General features: G+C 67.0%; 13 protein-coding genes. 9 read left to right on the top strand and 4 right to left on the bottom strand.

Translation table 11 applies throughout. From position 1 onward, the window contains the following. Positions 1–31 precede the first annotated feature (31 nt). From QH168_RS08120 to QH168_RS08110, 3 genes are all read left to right on the top strand, one after another. The gene (locus tag QH168_RS08120; protein WP_280233952.1) at positions 32–1,204 is read left to right on the top strand and encodes a M20 family metallopeptidase; all 1,173 of its coding nucleotides are present in this window, start codon (positions 32–34) and stop codon (positions 1,202–1,204) included. Next, positions 1,201–2,373: a M20 family metallopeptidase gene (locus QH168_RS08115; RefSeq protein WP_348537575.1), complete on the top strand. Its 1,173-nt coding sequence runs from the start codon at positions 1,201–1,203 to the stop codon at positions 2,371–2,373. Before QH168_RS08120 ends, QH168_RS08115 begins: the two co-directional genes overlap by 4 nt. 357 nt (positions 2,374–2,730) lie before the next feature. Next, positions 2,731–4,005, top strand: coding sequence for a S1 family peptidase (locus QH168_RS08110; RefSeq protein WP_280233900.1), 1,275 nt, complete (start codon positions 2,731–2,733; stop codon positions 4,003–4,005). Between the two features lie 432 nt (positions 4,006–4,437). Here the strand turns inward: QH168_RS08110 and QH168_RS08105 are convergent, their stop codons facing one another. Continuing rightward, a complete protein-coding gene (locus QH168_RS08105) occupies positions 4,438–5,181 on the bottom strand; it encodes a hypothetical protein (protein ID WP_280233899.1) in 744 nt (247 codons plus the stop codon). 460 nt (positions 5,182–5,641) lie between these two features. Here QH168_RS08105 and QH168_RS08100 point away from each other — a divergent pair, with 460 nt between their 5' ends. Then, positions 5,642–8,926, top strand: a complete 3,285-nt coding sequence (locus tag QH168_RS08100) for a (Fe-S)-binding protein (RefSeq protein WP_280233898.1) — start codon at positions 5,642–5,644, stop codon at positions 8,924–8,926. A 93-nt stretch (positions 8,927–9,019) separates the two neighbouring features. Here the strand turns inward: QH168_RS08100 and QH168_RS08095 are convergent, their stop codons facing one another. After that, positions 9,020–9,307: a hypothetical protein gene (locus tag QH168_RS08095; protein ID WP_280233897.1), complete on the bottom strand. Its 288-nt coding sequence runs from the start codon at positions 9,305–9,307 to the stop codon at positions 9,020–9,022. 123 nt (positions 9,308–9,430) lie between these two features. Between QH168_RS08095 and QH168_RS08090 the strand changes: the two genes are divergently transcribed. Continuing rightward, complete coding sequence (locus QH168_RS08090) at positions 9,431–10,660, top strand: acyl-CoA dehydrogenase family protein (RefSeq protein ID WP_280233896.1); 1,230 nt, start codon at positions 9,431–9,433, stop codon at positions 10,658–10,660. After that, positions 10,660–11,808 carry an acyl-CoA dehydrogenase family protein gene (locus tag QH168_RS08085; RefSeq protein ID WP_280233895.1) on the top strand — a complete coding sequence of 383 codons (1,149 nt, stop codon included), beginning with the start codon at positions 10,660–10,662 and terminating at the stop codon, positions 11,806–11,808. The genes QH168_RS08090 and QH168_RS08085 overlap by 1 nt, the downstream gene beginning before the upstream one ends. Before the next feature lie 51 nt (positions 11,809–11,859). Here QH168_RS08085 and QH168_RS08080 read toward each other — a convergent pair whose 3' ends face one another. Continuing rightward, entirely contained in the window at positions 11,860–12,390 is a 531-nt protein-coding gene (locus QH168_RS08080; RefSeq protein WP_280233894.1) for a YdcF family protein, read from the bottom strand. A gap of 43 nt (positions 12,391–12,433) precedes the next feature. Further along, positions 12,434–12,775: a MerR family transcriptional regulator gene (locus QH168_RS08075; protein WP_280233893.1), complete on the bottom strand. Its 342-nt coding sequence runs from the start codon at positions 12,773–12,775 to the stop codon at positions 12,434–12,436. Positions 12,776–12,836: 61 nt separating this feature from the next. Here QH168_RS08075 and QH168_RS08070 point away from each other — a divergent pair, with 61 nt between their 5' ends. The 3 genes from QH168_RS08070 to QH168_RS08060 all read left to right on the top strand — a co-directional run bounded on the left by QH168_RS08070 (position 12,837) and on the right by QH168_RS08060 (position 16,713). Next, complete coding sequence (locus tag QH168_RS08070) at positions 12,837–13,652, top strand: aminotransferase class IV family protein (RefSeq protein WP_280233892.1); 816 nt, start codon at positions 12,837–12,839, stop codon at positions 13,650–13,652. Between the two features lie 265 nt (positions 13,653–13,917). Continuing rightward, the gene (locus QH168_RS08065) at positions 13,918–15,240 is read left to right on the top strand and encodes a UDP-glucose dehydrogenase family protein (protein ID WP_280233891.1); all 1,323 of its coding nucleotides are present in this window, start codon (positions 13,918–13,920) and stop codon (positions 15,238–15,240) included. A gap of 147 nt (positions 15,241–15,387) precedes the next feature. Continuing rightward, positions 15,388–16,713 carry an Hsp70 family protein gene (locus QH168_RS08060; RefSeq protein WP_280233890.1) on the top strand — a complete coding sequence of 442 codons (1,326 nt, stop codon included), beginning with the start codon at positions 15,388–15,390 and terminating at the stop codon, positions 16,711–16,713. Positions 16,714–16,856: the final 143 nt, after the last annotated feature.

Genomic DNA, 16,856 nt, shown 5'->3' with positions numbered 1-16,856 from the left:
CGTCCACGCCGCCGATCCGCACCCGGCGCTCATGGCGGCAGCCGATGCGGCCATCGCCGCCGCGACGGCGGAACTGATCGGCCTGTCCCATGCGATCCACGCCGAACCCGAGTTGGCGTTCGAGGAGACCCGCAGCGTCGCCAAGGTGATCGCGCCGCTGGCCGAGCGCGGATTCGAGATCGAGACCGGTGTGGCCGGGCTGCCCACCGCATTCCGGGCCAGCTACGGCAGCGGTGAACTCACCGTCGGGTTGTGCGCCGAATACGACGCCCTGCCCGAACTCGGACATGCCTGCGGGCACAACATCATCGCCGCGAGTTCGACGGGCGCGGCGCTCGGCCTCGCGGCGGTGGCCGATGCGCTCGGCATCACCGTCGTCGTGCTCGGCACGCCCGCCGAGGAGAGCGGCGGCGGCAAGGTGCTGATGGTCGAGCGCGGCGTCTTCGACGATGTCGCGATGGCGATGATGGTGCATCCCGGACCGTACGACATCGCCGGGGCGCATTCGCTGGCGCTGGCCGATCTGTCGGTGGTCTATCACGGCCGCGAAGCCCACGCCAGCGCCGCGCCGGAACAGGGGCGCAACGCCGGTGACGCGGTCACCGTCGCACAGGTCGCCATCGGCTTGCTGCGTCAGCATCTGCGTCCGGGCCAGCAGCTGCACGGTATAGTCGGCGACGGTGGCGTAGCCCCCAACATCGTGCCCGGACGTGCGGAACTGCTGTATTACCTGCGAGCAGCCGACTCCGCATCCCTCGGCGAACTGATGCGACGAGCATCCGATTGCTTCGAGGCGGGCGCCCTCGCGACCGGCTGCACCCATGACATACGGACGCTCGCGCCCACCTATACCGAGCTCACCCCGGACCCGGCATTACTGTCTGCCTATCGAGCGCAGATCGTCGGCCTGGGACGGACGCCGATCGCGTCCGAGCTCGAGGCGCAGCGACCGCTCGGGAGCACGGACATGGGCAACGTCACCAACGTCATCCCGGGGATCCACCCGGTCATCGGCATCGATGCCGGTGGCGCGGTGACGCATCAGCCCGGTTTCGCCGCGGCCAGCGTCAACGCCTCGGCCGACCGAGCGGTGATCGACGGAGCGACGGCGCTCGCACGTACCGCGATCGCGGTTGCGAGCGATGCATTACACAGAGACAGATTGTTGCGGCGGCTCGTTCAGCGACAGGAGGAGTTTCGGTGAGTAGTTCGGTGCGTACCGGACAGGAAGTGGTCGATGCGTGGCTGGCCGAGCACACGGTCGACCTCGTGCACTGGCGACGCCACATCCACGCCAACCCGGAACTATCGCGCACCGAGTTCGGGACCACCGAATTCGTCGCCACCTGGCTCACCAAGGCCGGACTGAGCCCGCGGGTGCTGCCCGGCGGCACCGGACTGATCTGTGACATCGGGCCCGACACCCCGCGTATCGCATTGCGCGCCGATATGGACGCGCTGCCGATGCAGGAGTTCACCGGGTTGAGCTTCGCCTCCACCGTCCCCGGCGTTTCACACGCCTGCGGGCACGACGCGCACACCACCATCCTGCTCGGCACCGCGCTCGCGTTGGCCGAGGCGGATCTGCCGGTCGGCGTGCGATTCGTCTTCCAGCCCGCCGAAGAGGTGATGCCCGGCGGTGCGCTCGATGTGGTCGCCACCGGCGCGATGGAGGGTGTGGATCGCATCTTCGCGTTGCATTGCGATCCGCGGCTCGAGGTCGGCCGGGTCGGGGTGCGGGTGGGTGCGATCACCTCGGCGGCCGACACCGTGGAACTGGTCCTCGATTCGCCGGGCGGTCACACGTCACGTCCGCATCTGACCAGCGATCTGGTCTACGCCATCGGCACCGTCATCACCGGGCTGCCCGGTCTGCTCAGCCGCCGCATCGATCCGCGCACCAGCACCGTGATGGTGTGGGGCGCGGTCAGCGCGGGTAAGGCGCCCAATGCGATTCCGCAGACCGGCATGCTCACCGGCACCGTGCGCACCGGCGATCACGCCACCTGGTCGCTGCTCGAGCCGATGGTGCACGAGATCGTCGACGGCCTGCTGGCCCCGACCGGTGTGCGGTATCAGCTCAACTATCGCCGCGGTGTCCCGCCGGTCGTCAACGACGAGCAGTCCACCCGGATGTTCGAGCAGGCGATCCGCGCCGCCGGCCCCGATGCCCTGGCCGACACCCCACAGTCCGGCGGCGGCGAGGACTTCTCCTGGTACCTGGAGGAGGTTCCCGGCGCGATGGCACGCCTTGGTGTGTGGTCGGGCGAGGGCGACCAGCTCGACCTGCACCAGCCCACCTTCGACATCGACGAGCGTGCGCTCGCGGTCGGCGTGCGAGTGCTGAGCAATATCGTCCTACAGGCCGGCTGACACCTGAGGCGAGCTGCGGAACAGGCTGTGGCCGGAGACATGACCTGCCGTCGCAGCAATACCCCAGCAGGTAGAACCTCACATTTCGAGCGAAGCGAGACCGAGCCCCAAAGTTCGCGGCCCGTCTCGCGGCTCCCCTGCCGCTGCGCAAGCCGAAGGCAAGCAGCGGCAGCGGAGACGCGAGACCCAAAGGGGCCGCGAACACGCGGCGCCGAAGGCGACGCCAAACAAACACAGCGGCGCAAATTAAACACACAACAAGTAGGCATCGTGAGCTGGACCCCATATAGTCTGGTCATGCTCCTGCCACGCATAGGTAAATTCCGGTCACCCCGGACAGCTCCGCAACGGACTGGGATGCGAAAAGCCGCGATCGCCGCTTCGGCCGCGATCCTGCTGTTCGGACCCACTGCGGCGGTGGCGTCAGCACAGCCCGACGCCGAGCCGAGCCTGCCCGCCGAGCTGATCACCGCGGTTTCCCGCGATCTGAAGATCTCTGCCGACGAGTACCTGCGCCGCGCCGATCTGGCGCAGCAGGTGGCCGCGTTCGCGACCACGGCGCAGCGGCAGTTCCCGCAGGTGTTCGGCGGTGCGTGGCTGGACGACGCGGGCAAGGCCGTCGTCGCGCTCGCGCCGGGCTCCGGTCTCGACGAGGCCAAGGTCGCCGCCGAATCTGCCGGTTTCGAGGTCCGCACGGTTGCCAAGAGCCAGTCCGCGCTGCGTGGTGAGAAGAGCGCGTTCGAACGCTGGCTGGACGAGCAGCCCGAACCGGTGGCCTCGCTGGTGCGCGGTGTCGTCATCGACACCGTCAACAACAGCATCGCGGTGCGGGTGGACAAGCCCGGCCTGCCGATGCCGAGTTTCATCGACCCCGCCCGCGTCATCGTGATGGCCCCGCCGATCGCCGGTGAGGCGCTGCCCTCGGCCGAGCCGATCGCCGATGTCACCGGCGCTTCGCTGGCCGGTGGCGACGGTTATGCCTCGGTCGCCGGGCGCACCTCGCTGCGCTGCTCGTTCGGTTTCAACGGTATCGACCGTGACGGCGCCACCGTCAATATCACCGCGGGCCACTGCAACCCGGATATCGACAGCGCGGGCAGCGGCAACGCGGCGTCGGTGCACGAACTGCTCCCCGGCGACAAGCTGGGCGGCAGGCTCGGCACCTTCAGCAAGTCGGTGCTCGGCAATCAGGACTACTCCATCGTCCGCATCGCCGACCAGGCGAGGGACCGTTTCGCCAACAACGCGGTTCGCGTGCCCGGCGCGGGTCCGGTCCTCGTCGACGGTGTCGCCACTCCTGTGGTCGGCGCGCCGGTCTGCAAGTCCGGTTCCCGCACCGGCTTCAGCTGCGGCGTGGTCAATGCCGTGGATCAGACCGTGCAGGTCGGTGACCGTCAGCTCACCCAGAGCTTCTCGGCCAATATCTGCGCCCTGCCCGGCGACAGCGGCGGCCCGATCGTGACCGGCCGTCTGGCACTCGGTATTTCGAGCGCGTCCTCGGTAGCCGATTTCCCGATCTGCGAGATCCCGAACCTGATCGGCGCCCTCACCGGTAACACCCCGCAGTTGTTCGCCCAGCCCGTCAGCGTGGTCCTCTCGGACAACGCGGGTCTGCGGGTTCGCACCAACTGAGCCGAGGGCGTTTCCGCCCGCACACGCCAAAGGCCAGCAGCATTGCGCTGCTGGCCTTTGGCGTTGCAGGAGAAGCCGCCACCGACGCGGGTACGGATCTGGTCTCCTTACGCCATCACACCCGTCTGAATCGCCCTGTGAGGCACGGCTGATCGGCGGGTGAACCCCAGGGCACCCGGAGCCGTCGCAGCGTTGCTGAGCGGCCGGACGCGTGATCTCCGCGTGCGGCACGGACGCGGGACTCGCTTGCGGCAGAGTCGGATCGGCGGCCAGCGGGGGCGTGAGCCCGCACCGATCCATTCGAACAGCCCGCAGTCCTGCACACCGGGCATCTGCCTCCACCGCCCGATCAACTTCGCACCCGGAAACGCGAACCGGCCCGCCCCTTTCGGGACGGGCCGGTTGCTGCGGGCGTCGACTACCTGGTGGTAGTTAATTCCCGCCCTTCATGTTCTCGTCGGACCACTTGGTGGTGCCGGGAGCCGCATTCATGGTGTTGATGAGGTCCATACCGGCGATCGCGAGGGCAGGACCGCCCACCGCGATGGTGCCGAGGATGCCACCGATACCGGCGAACGCGACGATGGTCGGGATGGCAGCGATGCATCCGACGATCGTGAGGCACTCGACGAGTCCGACCGCGGTCCCGATCAGACCACCGGCGACCACGCCGATGGCGGTACCGAGAAAGCCGCCGACCGCCGTGGCGATACCGAACTGGCTGGCGAACTCGTTCTGGGCACGCTGGTTCTCGATCGGTGACGCGACCGATTTGAGGCCGAGGTTCACCGCGTCGACCTTCTTGTCGGCCAGCTTGTCGGCCGGAACCGCGGCCTTGTCCGGGGTCAGCTCGAGGACCTTGCCCTCTTCCTTCACCACCGGCTTCACCGGGACCTGGACATCGGCCACGTTGAAGGCGATCGGCAGCGAGACCACCGTTGCGCCCTTACCGTCCTTGATCAGGTAGACGTCGTCCTCTTTGACATCCTTCGACGACTTGGTCAGCTCGAAGGTGCCGTTCTTGAGGGTCGTGACGACGGTTTTGTCGACCAGCTTGACGGAGTAGCTGATGGGCTGTGCCGCGTCGGCCGCGGGTTCAGCGTGGGCCGTGCCGAACCCCATGGCCATCGCGCCGGTCACCATCGCGGCAATCGCGGTGGTCTTGCGGAGTTTCATTCAGTTTCCAATCCATCATCAGGTTGTCCGTGCGCTATGGAACCTCACGCGCGAGCTCATTCATTTCGGTCGGCAAGTCCGAAATCCCCTCCGAGCATTGTGAAGACACGCACACAGAACAGAACGCCGTGAGCCTAGTCGAACAAAAGTCCAGATGCGAGATTGATTACGTGTAGTCAGGACCCGGAACGGGTAAGCCTGTCCTTATCTCATACGCGATTCCGCATGCCCTTTACGGTGTTGAACAGCTCGAGCCGCATAAGAGCCCTATCGTCTTATGTGAGCTTGATCACAGCAGAATCGGCGGTCAACCCCCAGGAAGAGGGGGCACTACCCAATCGCAGATCGTACGCTGGACACCAGTTGTTACTGGCGGGTAACTTACTGGCAGTTAGGATACGAGCCAACCCGAGGCGCACAGCCTCGACAGCTCGTGTTGCCTCGAAAGAAAGGTCGCGACATGAATGCCCTGACAGTGACGCTGGGCACGATTGGAGCGGCGCTCAGCCTCCTGTGTTGGGTGTCGTTCTTAGGCGGCGCCGGAAACATCGTGCGGACCATCATGGTCGGCCAGTCCGCACCGGATCGGTGGCGGCCGTTCTTTCCGCGCTTCAAGCAGATGCTGGTGGAGTTCATCGCGCATACGCGCATGAACAAGTTCCGCACCGTCGGCTGGGCGCACTGGCTGGTCATGATCGGCTTCATGGCGGGTGCGCAGTTCTGGTTCATGGCCTATGGACAGACCTTCAAGCCCACGTGGTCCTGGCCGCTGATCGGTGAGACCTGGTGGTTCCACCTCGGCGACGAGATCCTCGGAGTCGGCACCGTCGTCGGCATCACGACTCTGATGATCCTGCGCCAGCTGAACCACCCGCGGCTTCCCGAGCGACTCTCCCGTTTCAGCGGTTCGAAATTCGGTCCCGCGTACTTCGTCGAATGGGTCGTGCTCACCGAGGGCATCGGCATGGTGCTGGTGAAGGCGGGCGTGCTGTCGCTGCACGGTCACTCCAGCTGGACCGACCCGATCACCGGTCAGATCGCCAAGGTGATCCCCGCCAATGTCACGCTGATCTCGATTTTCGCCTTCATCAAGCTGATGTCCGGCATGGTGTGGCTGTTCGTGGTGGGCCGCAACATCACCTGGGGTGTGGCCTGGCACCGTTTCTCGGCCTTCCCGAATATCTACTTCAAGCGTGAAGACGATGGCGATGTCGCCCTCGGTGCGGCCAAGCCGATGATGTCGAAGGGCCGCGCCCTGGACATGGAAAACGTCGATCCTGATACCGACACCCTGGGTGCGGGTCGGATCGAGGACTTCTCCTGGAAGGGCTGGCTGGACTTCACCACCTGCACCGAGTGTGGTCGCTGCCAGTCGCAGTGCCCGGCGTGGAACACCGGTAAGCCGCTGTCGCCGAAGCTGCTGATCATGTCGCTGCGCGACCACGGTTACGCCAAGGCGCCGTATCTGCTGGCCGGTGGGCGCAAGGATATGGGCGGCGACGAGGTCGGCCTGGTCGACGCCGAAGGCAACGCCGATGAGGTCAAGCTGGCCAAGATCTCCGAGGCCGCCCGCGCCGAGGCCGAGCGTCCGCTGGTCGGCGGCGAGGATGTCAGCGGCATCATCGACCCCGAGGTGCTGTGGTCCTGCACCACCTGTGGTGCGTGCGTGGAGCAGTGCCCGGTGGATATCGAGCATGTCGACCACATCATCGATATGCGCCGCTACCAGGTGCTGATCGAGTCGGAGTTCCCGTCCGAGCTCGCGGGTCTGTTCAAGAACCTGGAGAACAAGGGCAACCCGTGGGGCCAGAACGCCAAGGATCGGCTCAACTGGATCAACGAGCTGGACTTCGACATTCCGGTTTTCGGTAAGGACGCCGACAGCTTCGACGGCTACGACTACCTGTTCTGGGTCGGTTGCGCGGGTGCCTATGAGGACCGTGCGAAGAAGACCACCAAGGCCGTGGCCGAGCTGCTGGCGACGGCGGGCGTGAAGTTCATGGTGCTCGGTCAGGAAGAGACCTGCACCGGTGACTCGGCGCGGCGTGCGGGTAACGAGTTCCTGTTCCAGCAGTTGGCGCAGCAGAACATCGAATTGCTGGATTCGGTGTTCGAGGGTGTCGAGCAGAAACGCAAGAAGATCGTCGTCACCTGTGCGCACTGCTTCAACGCGCTCAACAATGAGTACCCGCAGGTCGGTGGCACCTATGAGGTCGTGCACCACACCCAGTTGCTGAACCGGCTGGTGCGGCAGAAGCAGCTGGTGCCGGTGGCGTCGGTCTCGCAGAACGTCACCTATCACGACCCCTGCTACCTGGGTCGCCACAACAAGGTCTACAACGCTCCGCGTGAGCTGATGGAGGCCTCCGGCTCGAACCTGGTCGAGATGCCGCGCCACGGTGAACGGTCCATGTGCTGTGGTGCCGGTGGTGCCCGCATGTGGATGGAAGAGCAGCTCGGCAAACGCATCAATATCGACCGCGTGGACGAGGCGCTCACCACCAACCCCGCCAAGATCGCGACCGGCTGCCCGTTCTGCCGCGTCATGCTCACCGACGGTGTGACCGCGCGTCAGGAAGACGGTAAAGGTGAAGGCGTCGAGGTCGTCGACGTCGCTCAGCTGATGCTCGATGCCATCGAGCGGGTCGAACCGGCCACTCTGACCGAGAAGCTGACCGTCATCCAGGAGCCCAAGGCCGAACCCGAGCCGGAACCCGAACCCGAGCCAGCACCGGTGGCCGAAGCCGCGACGGCGGCGCCGAAGGCCGCGCCGACCGGTGGCGGTCTGGCCATGAAGGGCCCGGCGAAGGCACCCGGTAAGGGTCTCGGCATGAAGGGTGCGGCCAAGGCACCCGGCGCCAAGGCCGACGCCGCTCCGGCCGCCGAGGCAGCGGCTCCGGCTCCGGCCAAGGGGCTCGGCATGAAGGGCGCCGCGAAGGCACCCGGCGGTAAGGGCCTCGCCATGAAGGGCGCCGCCAAGGCACCCGGCGCCAAGGCGGACGCTCCCGCCGAGACCGCCGCGGAGGCTCCCGCCGCACCGCCGGTCAAGGGTCTCGGGATGAAGGGTGCCGCGAAGGCGCCCGGCGGTAAGGGCCTGGCCATGAAGGGCGCCGCGAAGGCACCGGGTGCGAAAGCGCCGGCTGCCCCCGCTGCGGAGGCCGCGACCGAGCCCGCCGAGGCGAGCGCCGAAACGGCATCGGCCCCGACCGAAACCAAGCCGACGGTCGCCGCCAAGGGCTTGGCCATGAAGTCGGGCTTCAAGCGTCCCGGACCGAAGGCGCCCGGCGCCAAGGCACCCGCCGCGAACCCGGCATCCGCCGACACCACGGCGGACGAGTCGTCGACACCTGCCGCAACCGAAACGGATTCAGCACCTGCCGAACAGGCACAGGCTGCGACGGAATCGGCTTCCGCGCCTTCCGAATCCATGCCGACCGTGGCCGCCAAGGGTCTCGCCATGAAGTCCGGGTTCAAGCGCCCCGGACCGAAGGCACCCGGCGCCAAGGCACCCGCTGACCCGGCTCCGGCCGGATCGACTCCGGCCGCAGCGGAATCAGCTCCGGCTGAAACGGATTCGGCCACAGCGGAATCGGCTTCGGCCTCGACGGAATCCACCGAGCCGGAAACCCCCGCGACTCCCGCCAACGACAGCGGCAACGGCGCCCCCGATGCCCCGCTGCCCGCCGCGAAGCCGGGCGGTCTCGGATTCAAGTCCGGCGCGAAGGCACCGGGCCGCAAGAACTGAATATCCACATCTGAACAACCATGATTCGACCCGGGCCCCGCACAGTGGCCCGGGTCGAATCGTCTGAGCGGCCACCGAACCCCCGCTGCTTGCTCACTCGTCGGCTCCGGGATTCGGCACAGGTGCGGCTTCGTCGAGATAGTGGAGATCCGAGCCATCGACCTTGATCCGGGGATCCGCATACGCCTCGGCCGTATCGCGCCACGCGGCGAGAACGGCGGTCAGACCGGACAGCCTGCCGACAGCGAGTCCGCCGCGCGCGTTGTTGAGGAAGTCGGCGACGAAGACCGGGCGCTGATCTTCGGGTAGTAACTCGATCCACGGGAATGTGATGGTCAGCCGGTCGACCAACTTGTCGAGCAGCTCATCGTCGACCCACACCGCACGGCAGTTTGATGGCGTACGCCATCAGTTTGACGCCGTGGGAGAATTGTGGATAACTTCTGTGGTGGGTGCCCGGTGTGCGGGTGCTGCGGTGGATAGGCACAGCTCTCGGGAGTATGGATGGATTTCGACTGGTCGGAGGCCGATTCGGCCTTTCGGGACGAGGTGCGGGAGTTCCTGCGAGACAATCTGACGCCGGAGTTGCGGGCGGCCGGGCGGTTGGCAACGAGCGTTTATCCCGACCATGCGGCCAGCATGCGGTGGCAGCGGATTCTGCATGAGCGTGGTTGGGCCGCGCCGAGCTGGCCGGTAGAGCACGGCGGGTGCGCGTGGAGCCTGACCCAGCACTACATCTTCCAGCGGGAGCTGGCCCTCGCCGGTGCGCCGCCGCTGTCGCCGATGGGTATCAGGATGGTGGCGCCGGGCATCATCGCCTTCGGCACGCCGGAGCAGAAGGACTTCTTCCTGTCCGGCATCCTGACCGGCGAGGTGTTCTTCTGCCAGGGCTACTCCGAACCCGAGGCCGGTTCCGATCTCGCATCGCTGACCATGAGCGCGGTCGAGGACGGTGAGGATTTCATCTGCAACGGCAGCAAGATCTGGACCACCCACGCCACCGAGGCGAACTGGATCTTCTGCCTGGTCCGCACCTCGCGCACCGGTAAGAAACAGCAGGGCATCACCTTCCTGCTCATCGATATGACCGCACCGGGCATCGAGGTCCGGCCGCTGGTGATGACCTCGGGCGAGCAGGTGCAGAACCAGGTGTTCTTCGACAATGTCCGGGTGCCGAAGCGCAATGTGCTCGGCCGCGTCGATGAGGGGTGGTCGGTCGCCAAATACGTGCTCGTGCACGAACGCGGCGGTGCGGCGGCGCCGGCATTGCAGGTCATGGCGCAGGATCTGGCCGAGGCGGCGGCTGATCTGCCTGGTCCGGACGGTGGACCGCTCATCGATGATCCCGGTTTCGCGGCGCGGCTGGCCGACGCCCGTATCCGCGCCGATGTGCTGGAGATCCTCGAATATCGGACGATCTCGGCGCTGGCGCAGGGCCGAGACCCCGGACCGGCCTCGTCCATGCTGAAGATTCTGGCCACCGAACTGAGCCAGCAGTTGACCGAACTGGCATTGTTGGCAGCTGGACCGCGTGGTCGCGCTTACCAGCCGCATGCCACCGAACCCGGTGGTCCGATCGCAGAGTTCACACCACCGGCCGATGGCTATCACACCGGCGCGCAGTGGCAGGCCGTTGCGCCGCTGCGTTATTTCAACGACCGCGCCGGTTCGATCTACGCCGGTAGCAATGAAATTCAGCGCAATATTCTCGCCAAGGCAGCATTGGGGCTCTGATGGACTTCTCACTGACCGATGAACAGCAGTTGCTGCGCGATTCCGTCGCGGGATTCCTGACCGCGCGGTACGAGCTGGAGAAAAGCCGTAGCGCGGCGAAATCCGTCGCCGGATGGCAGCCGGAGATCTGGCGCGGATTCGCCGAGGAACTCGGCATTCTCGGCGCGACGCTGTCGGAACGGGTCGACGGTATGGGCGGCGGCCCGACCGAATTGATGGTCATCGCCGAGGAATTGGGGCGCGCGCTGGTCGTCGAGCCCTTCGTGGACACGGTGGTGGTCGGCGGTGGCTTGCTGTCCCGGTCCGGTGGTGTGGCCGCCGATGCCGTACTGCGCGAGATCGTCGCCGGTAGTGCGCGCACTGCATTCGCGAGCTTGGAACCCGCGGCGGGGGAATCACCGCATGATATTTCGCTCACCGCCCGCAGAGATGGTGACGAATGGGTGCTCGACGGCACGAAGATCGTGGTCACCGCCGCACCGCTGGCCACCCACCTGATCATCAGCGCCCGCATCGCGGGCGATCGACGCGACCGCGAGGGCGTGTCGTTGTTTCTCACCGAATTCGATGCGCAGCAACCCCCTTCGGGTGTCGAGGTGCACAACTACCGCACGATCGATGACCGCCACGCCGCCGACCTGATCTTCACCGGATTCCGGCTTCCGGGTGCCGCGCTGCTCGGCGCCGAAGGCGAGGCGACAGAGATCATCGAAGCGACCGTCGAGGAAGCGATCGCCGCCGTCGCCGCCGAGGCGGTCGGGCTGATGCGCAAGGTGGTCGGCGACACCGTCGAATACACCAAACAACGTCAGCAGTTCGGGCAGCCGATCGGCGGGTTCCAGGTGCTACAGCACCGCATGGTCGATATGTACATGGAACTCGAACAGGCCACTGCCGCAGCATATCTCGCCGCTTTCGCGCTGTCGGCGTCCGCGGACGAGCGGGCCCGAGCCATCTCGGCCGCCAAGGTCACGGTGGCGCGTGCGGCTCGGTTCATCGGACAGCAGGCGGTGCAGCTGCACGGCGCCATGGGCATGACCGAGGAGCTGGCCATCGGCCACTACTTCAAACGTCTCACCGCCATCGAGAACGAATTCGGTTCCAGCGCCTATCATCTGAACCGCTACGCGCGGCTGACCAGGCCGTGAACACTGGCGCACTGCCCGGTTCCGCCACCGGGCAGTGCGCGATCTCGCACGTCAACAGTCCTCGAACGCCGCTTTGAGATAGCCCGCGGACTGGTAGACGTAGTCGTAGGCCCAGCGCACCACCGACAGCCGCGGCTTCGGGTCGACGAACAGCAGCTCGCCCGGCCAGCATGTGCCGATGATGTAGCGGGCGCGGGAGATATGCGGGGTGAACGTCACCACGATGACGCGCGTCCAGCCCTCCGCGCGCGCATGTCGGGCCAGATAGCGGCCCTCGCCGCGGGTCGTACGCGGATCGGGGTCGAAGCACTCCACCTCGAAGCTGTACCCGCCGTGACAGATCCGGTTGACCAGCGCACTGCGTTCGTACGGATTCGACACCAGTACGCGCGGCGCGTAACCGTCCCTGGCCAGCCGCAGCCCGAGTTCCTCCCGCCCGTCGTGGGCGCCGCCGAGAATCAGAATCGCGTCGGCGGGCGCGGGCGGTTCGGTCTGCGGGCGCACATAGACCGGCCACAGCGCGGCCGTGACGATCGCGAGCACCACGCACACGACCAGCACAGTCCCGCCGATCCGTCGCATCGGCCGATCCTATCCACGCCCGGCCCGGCCGCGGTCGGCTCGCTCAGTCCAGGAGCAGGCCGGACATGGCGTCGCGCTTCGAGGTCAGGCGGTCGATCTCGGCTTGGAGTTCGTTCAGCTCGCGACGCAGTATCGCGTCGACCTCGGTGCAGAGTTCGACGCTCGGTTCCTCGCCGTGCACGCACGGGAGCAGGGTGCGGATGGTTTCGGTGTTCAACCCCGCGTCGAGCAGGCCGCGGATCCTGCGCACGACGGTCACCGCGTCCGGGTCGTAGTCCCGGTAGCCGTTCGGGTGGCGGGCGACATCGAGCAGACCCTGCTGTTCGTAATAGCGCAGCAGACGTGGCGAAATGCCGGTCTGTTCGGCGAGTTCTCCGATGAGCATGCCGCTCCTTTCCAGTGAAGGCTTGACCTTGACACCCATGTCAGGGCCTAAATTCGCCCCCATGAGCACATTTCCCTCAGTGACCTTGATCGACGGACAGCCCGCAGAACCCGGTGCACTCGGTACCAACGCCTTCGCGGGGTTCGCGCATTTCACCGCGATGCAGGTGCGCGACGGCGCCGTGCGCGGGCTCGATCTGCACTTCGACCGATTGGTGAACGCCTCCCGAGTGCTCTTCGGCGCCGAACTCTCCCCCGAGCGGATCCGCCGCGATCTGCGCACCGCGATCGCCGGGTCGCCACCCGATCTATCACTGGTCCTCACGGTGTTCGACTCCAACGGGGAATTCACCAACGACTCCGTCGAGCCGTCGCTGCATACTCTCATCCGCACCTTCCCACCGGCCGACGGCCCGCAAGGCCCGCTCTCGCTGGCGATCTTCGAACACGAGCGGTTCATGCCCGAGATCAAACATGTGGGTGAGGGCGCCAAGACCTTCTACATGCGCCGCGCCCGTGCGGCGGGCTTCGATGACGCCGCCTTCGTCGACCGGGAGGGGCGCCTGTCGGAGGCATCGATCTGGAATCTCGCGTTCTGGGATGGTGACGCCGTCGTCTGGCCGGAGGCGGCCGTGCTCACCGGCACCATGATGGGCACCGTCCGCCGTGGGCTCGCGGCGGCCGATGTCCCACAGCGGACACTGGTGGTGCGGCCCGACGACGTCCGCGGCTTCCGCGGCGCCGTGGTCCTCAACTCGTGGACGCCCGCCATCGCGGTGGACCGAATCGGTGACATCCGGCTGGATGATTCGGCGGCGCTGGTCGAATTGCTGCACACCGCCTACCGCTCGGAGCCGCCGGTGGCTATTGCCTCGTGAGGCCCTCGGTTCGGCACGCCTCGCGAAGCCCCCGGTCCGGCATCGCCTTCATGAAGCCCTCGGTCCGACACGCCCCGCGAAGCGCTGGGCCCGGCATCGCCCCATGAAGCGCTCGGTCCGATACCGGCTCGGTCCTACTCGGCGGGCCGATCGAGACCGATAAATCCGCAGGTCAGCTCGTGTCCCACCCCCTGTACACCTACTGTTGCCCGGACTCTTGCCTCGGTGTGGTGGTGCGGCCACCGGCGCGGCTTACCAATCGATCATGCGATGCACAGTCTTCGGAACCGGGTACCTGGGGGCCACGCACGCCGCGTGCATGGCCGAACTCGGACATGACGTGATCGGGGTGGATGTCGATCCGGGTAAGGTCGCGAAACTGTCCGATGGGGTGGTGCCGTTCTACGAGCCGGGGCTCGAGGCCGTGCTGCGCCGGAATCTGGACGCTGGACGCCTGCGCTTCACCACCTCCTACGCCGAGGCGGCCGCGCACGCCGAGGTCCATTTCCTCGGGGTGGGCACACCGCAGAAGAAGGGCGAATACGCCGCCGATCTGAAATACGTGCATGCCGTGATCGACTCGCTGGCGCCGATGCTGGAGCGGCCCTCGGTGATCGTCGGCAAGTCGACGGTGCCGGTGGGCACGGCCGCCGAACTCGGCGCCCGCGCCAGGGCGCTGACCGACGCCGATGTCGAGGTGGCGTGGAACCCGGAATTCCTGCGCGAAGGGTTCGCGGTCCAGGACACGCTGCGCCCGGACCGGCTGGTGCTCGGCGTCGATCGGGATCGCGCCGAATCGGCCTGGGTGCAGGAATTACTGCGTGAGATCTACGCGGATCTGATCGCCGCCGACATTCCGTTCCTGCTGACCGATCTGGCGACCGCTGAGCTGGTCAAGGTCTCGGCGAACGCGTTTCTCGCCACGAAGATCTCGTTCATCAACGCGGTGTCGGAGGTGTGCGAGGCGACCGGGGCCGACGTCACCGTCCTGGCCGATGCGCTCGGTTACGACGCACGCATCGGCCGCCGCTTCCTCAATGCCGGTCTCGGGTTCGGTGGTGGCTGTCTGCCTAAGGACATCAGGGCGTTCATGGCGCGGGCGGGTGAACTCGGCGCCGACCATGCGCTGACCTTCCTGCGTGAGGTCGACAACATCAATATGCGCCGCCGCACCAAGATGGTCGATATGGCGACAAGAGCCTGCGGCGGATCGCTGCTCGGCGCCAATGTCGCGGTGCTCGGCGCCGCGTTCAAACCCGAATCCGATGATGTGCGCGATTCGCCCGCGTTGAACGTCGCGGGCATGATGCAGCTGCACGGCGCCGTGGTCACGGTGTACGACCCCAAGGCGCTGGAGAATTCGCGGCGGGTGTTCCCGACGCTGAACTACGCGACCTCGGTGGCCGAGGCCTGCGACCGCGCGGATGTGGTGCTCGTGCTCACCGAATGGTCCGAATTCACCGCGCTGCTGCCGCACGATCTGGCTCCGGTGGTGCGGGCGCGGTCCATCATCGACGGCCGCAACTGTCTCCAACCGGCCACCTGGCGGGACGCGGGATGGGTGTACGCGGGGCTCGGCACACCGTAGAGTTGCCTGGCGAGGCGGGGGCCATCGGATAACGGTCGGCACTGCCACGAACTCCGCGGATCACGATCGGTAGGGTTCGGGTCGAGCTGCCGCCGAGGAGATGGCGCGAGCTCACATGTCGTGGAGCGGGAACGAGATGAGCAGCTGATGGGTTCGGTACTGGGAGTTGCGGTGGGGGCCTGCGCCGTTCGGCTGGCGCGGCCCCATGCCGGGTTCCAGCACGAACACCTCTCCGCACACTCCTTCGACACACAAGCAGTCTCCGTCGACGAGCAGGACCCGGCCGAACTCACCGCCGAGGTCGTCGGGGTGACGTTGGAGGCGTCCGCCGATACCACCGCCACCGCTATCGCCTACCGCACCGACCAGCAGGCCCGCGCCATCCGCGCGGCCATGGCCAAACAGCAGATCACCAACTACGAGCTGGTTCCCGAACTCAACGCGATCATCGAATTCGCCGAGACCAGCGGTGATATCCGCGGCGCCGGGGCACTCGTGGTCTACGACCTCGGCGGTTCCGGGCTCTCGGTGAGCATCGTCGATGTCGAGACCAGGCAGGTCCGCGCTACCGAACGCACCAGCGATATCAGTGGCGACTACATCGATTCGCTGATCCGCGAACAACAGATCGCGTCCGGCCGGATCGCGCATCCGCATGATCATTCCGGGTTGGCGCAGCTCGACGCGCTGTGCCGGCAGGCGAAGGAACAGCTGTCGAGCAATACCGCGGTGGCGTTGCCGAGCGAGCAGGGCCTGGTGCTGCTGGCGCAGGAGAATTTCGAATCGCTGATCATGCTCGCCGTGGAGTCGTCGGCGCGGATGACGCGGGACGTGGCGATGCGTTCCGGTGTATCCGTCGACGGGGTGCTCGTCGTGGGCGGCGGTTCGCGGATTCCGCTGGTGGCCAAGGTGCTCGAGCATTGGATGGGTCTGCCGGTGACCGTGCTCGCCGACCCGGAGACGGTCGCGGCGCGCGGCGCCGCCCTGCTGGCCCGCACTGTGCGCGCTCCGCGTCCGGTCGCGGCGGCCCCGCATCCCGTCGCGGCCACCGCCTTCGATGACGACGATCTCGCGCCGTCCTGGCTGTCGGCCCCCACCGAGCGCAGACGCGGGCGGCGCGAGGTCAGCGGTGCCGCGCTGACGGTGAGCGCGCTGGCCGTGGTCGCCGCGATCGGTCTGGGGCTCGGGTACGGACCGCAGGTGCTGGAACGGGATTCGCATACCAGCGAGGGCAACACCTCGCCCCTGCCGACCACCCAGGACCAGGGCACCGCCGCCGAACCACCGCCGACAGCGCCGACCCCCACCGAGGCCGAGGAGGCCATCGCGGTTCCGCCCCCGCAGCGTCAGCGGCCGGAGGAACCGGCGCCGACGACGGTCGGGCCGAACACGATCGTGGTGGTCCCCGGCCTGCCGCCCATCATCGTGCCGACCATCCCGCCGCTGTTCCCCCCGGCGCCGCCACCACCCTGAGATCAGGCTTTCCGCCGTGCCAGGGCCTGCTGTTCCTGTGTGCCGACCATCCCGCCGCTGCTCCCCCGGCGCCGCCGCACCCTGACGTCAGGCTTTCGCATGCCGCGGTCTGCTGTTCACCCTGCGTACCGACCATCCCGCTG

This window comes from Nocardia cyriacigeorgica, from assembly GCF_029868385.1.
In the GTDB taxonomy this organism is placed as follows: Bacteria; Actinomycetota; Actinomycetes; order Mycobacteriales; family Mycobacteriaceae; genus Nocardia; species Nocardia cyriacigeorgica_F.
Note: the sequence above shows the minus strand (reverse complement) of the source record. Positions and strands in the feature narration are given on the sequence as shown.

Bases quoted from the DNA above. Each gene is read 5' to 3' on its own strand.
- QH168_RS08065 (WP_280233891.1), top strand. From the start codon at position 13,918: ATGCGATGCACAGTCTTCGGAACCGGGTACCTGGGGGCCACGCACGCC.
- QH168_RS08085 (WP_280233895.1), top strand. From the start codon at position 10,660: ATGGACTTCTCACTGACCGATGAACAGCAGTTGCTGCGCGATTCCGTC.
- QH168_RS08120 (WP_280233952.1), top strand. From the start codon at position 32: ATGGCGGCAGCCGATGCGGCCATCGCCGCCGCGACGGCGGAACTGATC.
- QH168_RS08105 (WP_280233899.1), bottom strand. From the start codon at position 5,181: ATGAAACTCCGCAAGACCACCGCGATTGCCGCGATGGTGACCGGCGCG.
- QH168_RS08070 (WP_280233892.1), top strand. From the start codon at position 12,837: ATGAGCACATTTCCCTCAGTGACCTTGATCGACGGACAGCCCGCAGAA.
- QH168_RS08060 (WP_280233890.1), top strand. From the start codon at position 15,388: ATGGGTTCGGTACTGGGAGTTGCGGTGGGGGCCTGCGCCGTTCGGCTG.
- QH168_RS08080 (WP_280233894.1), bottom strand. From the start codon at position 12,390: ATGCGACGGATCGGCGGGACTGTGCTGGTCGTGTGCGTGGTGCTCGCG.
- QH168_RS08090 (WP_280233896.1), top strand. From the start codon at position 9,431: ATGGATTTCGACTGGTCGGAGGCCGATTCGGCCTTTCGGGACGAGGTG.
- QH168_RS08075 (WP_280233893.1), bottom strand. From the start codon at position 12,775: ATGCTCATCGGAGAACTCGCCGAACAGACCGGCATTTCGCCACGTCTG.
- QH168_RS08110 (WP_280233900.1), top strand. From the start codon at position 2,731: ATGCGAAAAGCCGCGATCGCCGCTTCGGCCGCGATCCTGCTGTTCGGA.
- QH168_RS08100 (WP_280233898.1), top strand. From the start codon at position 5,642: ATGAATGCCCTGACAGTGACGCTGGGCACGATTGGAGCGGCGCTCAGC.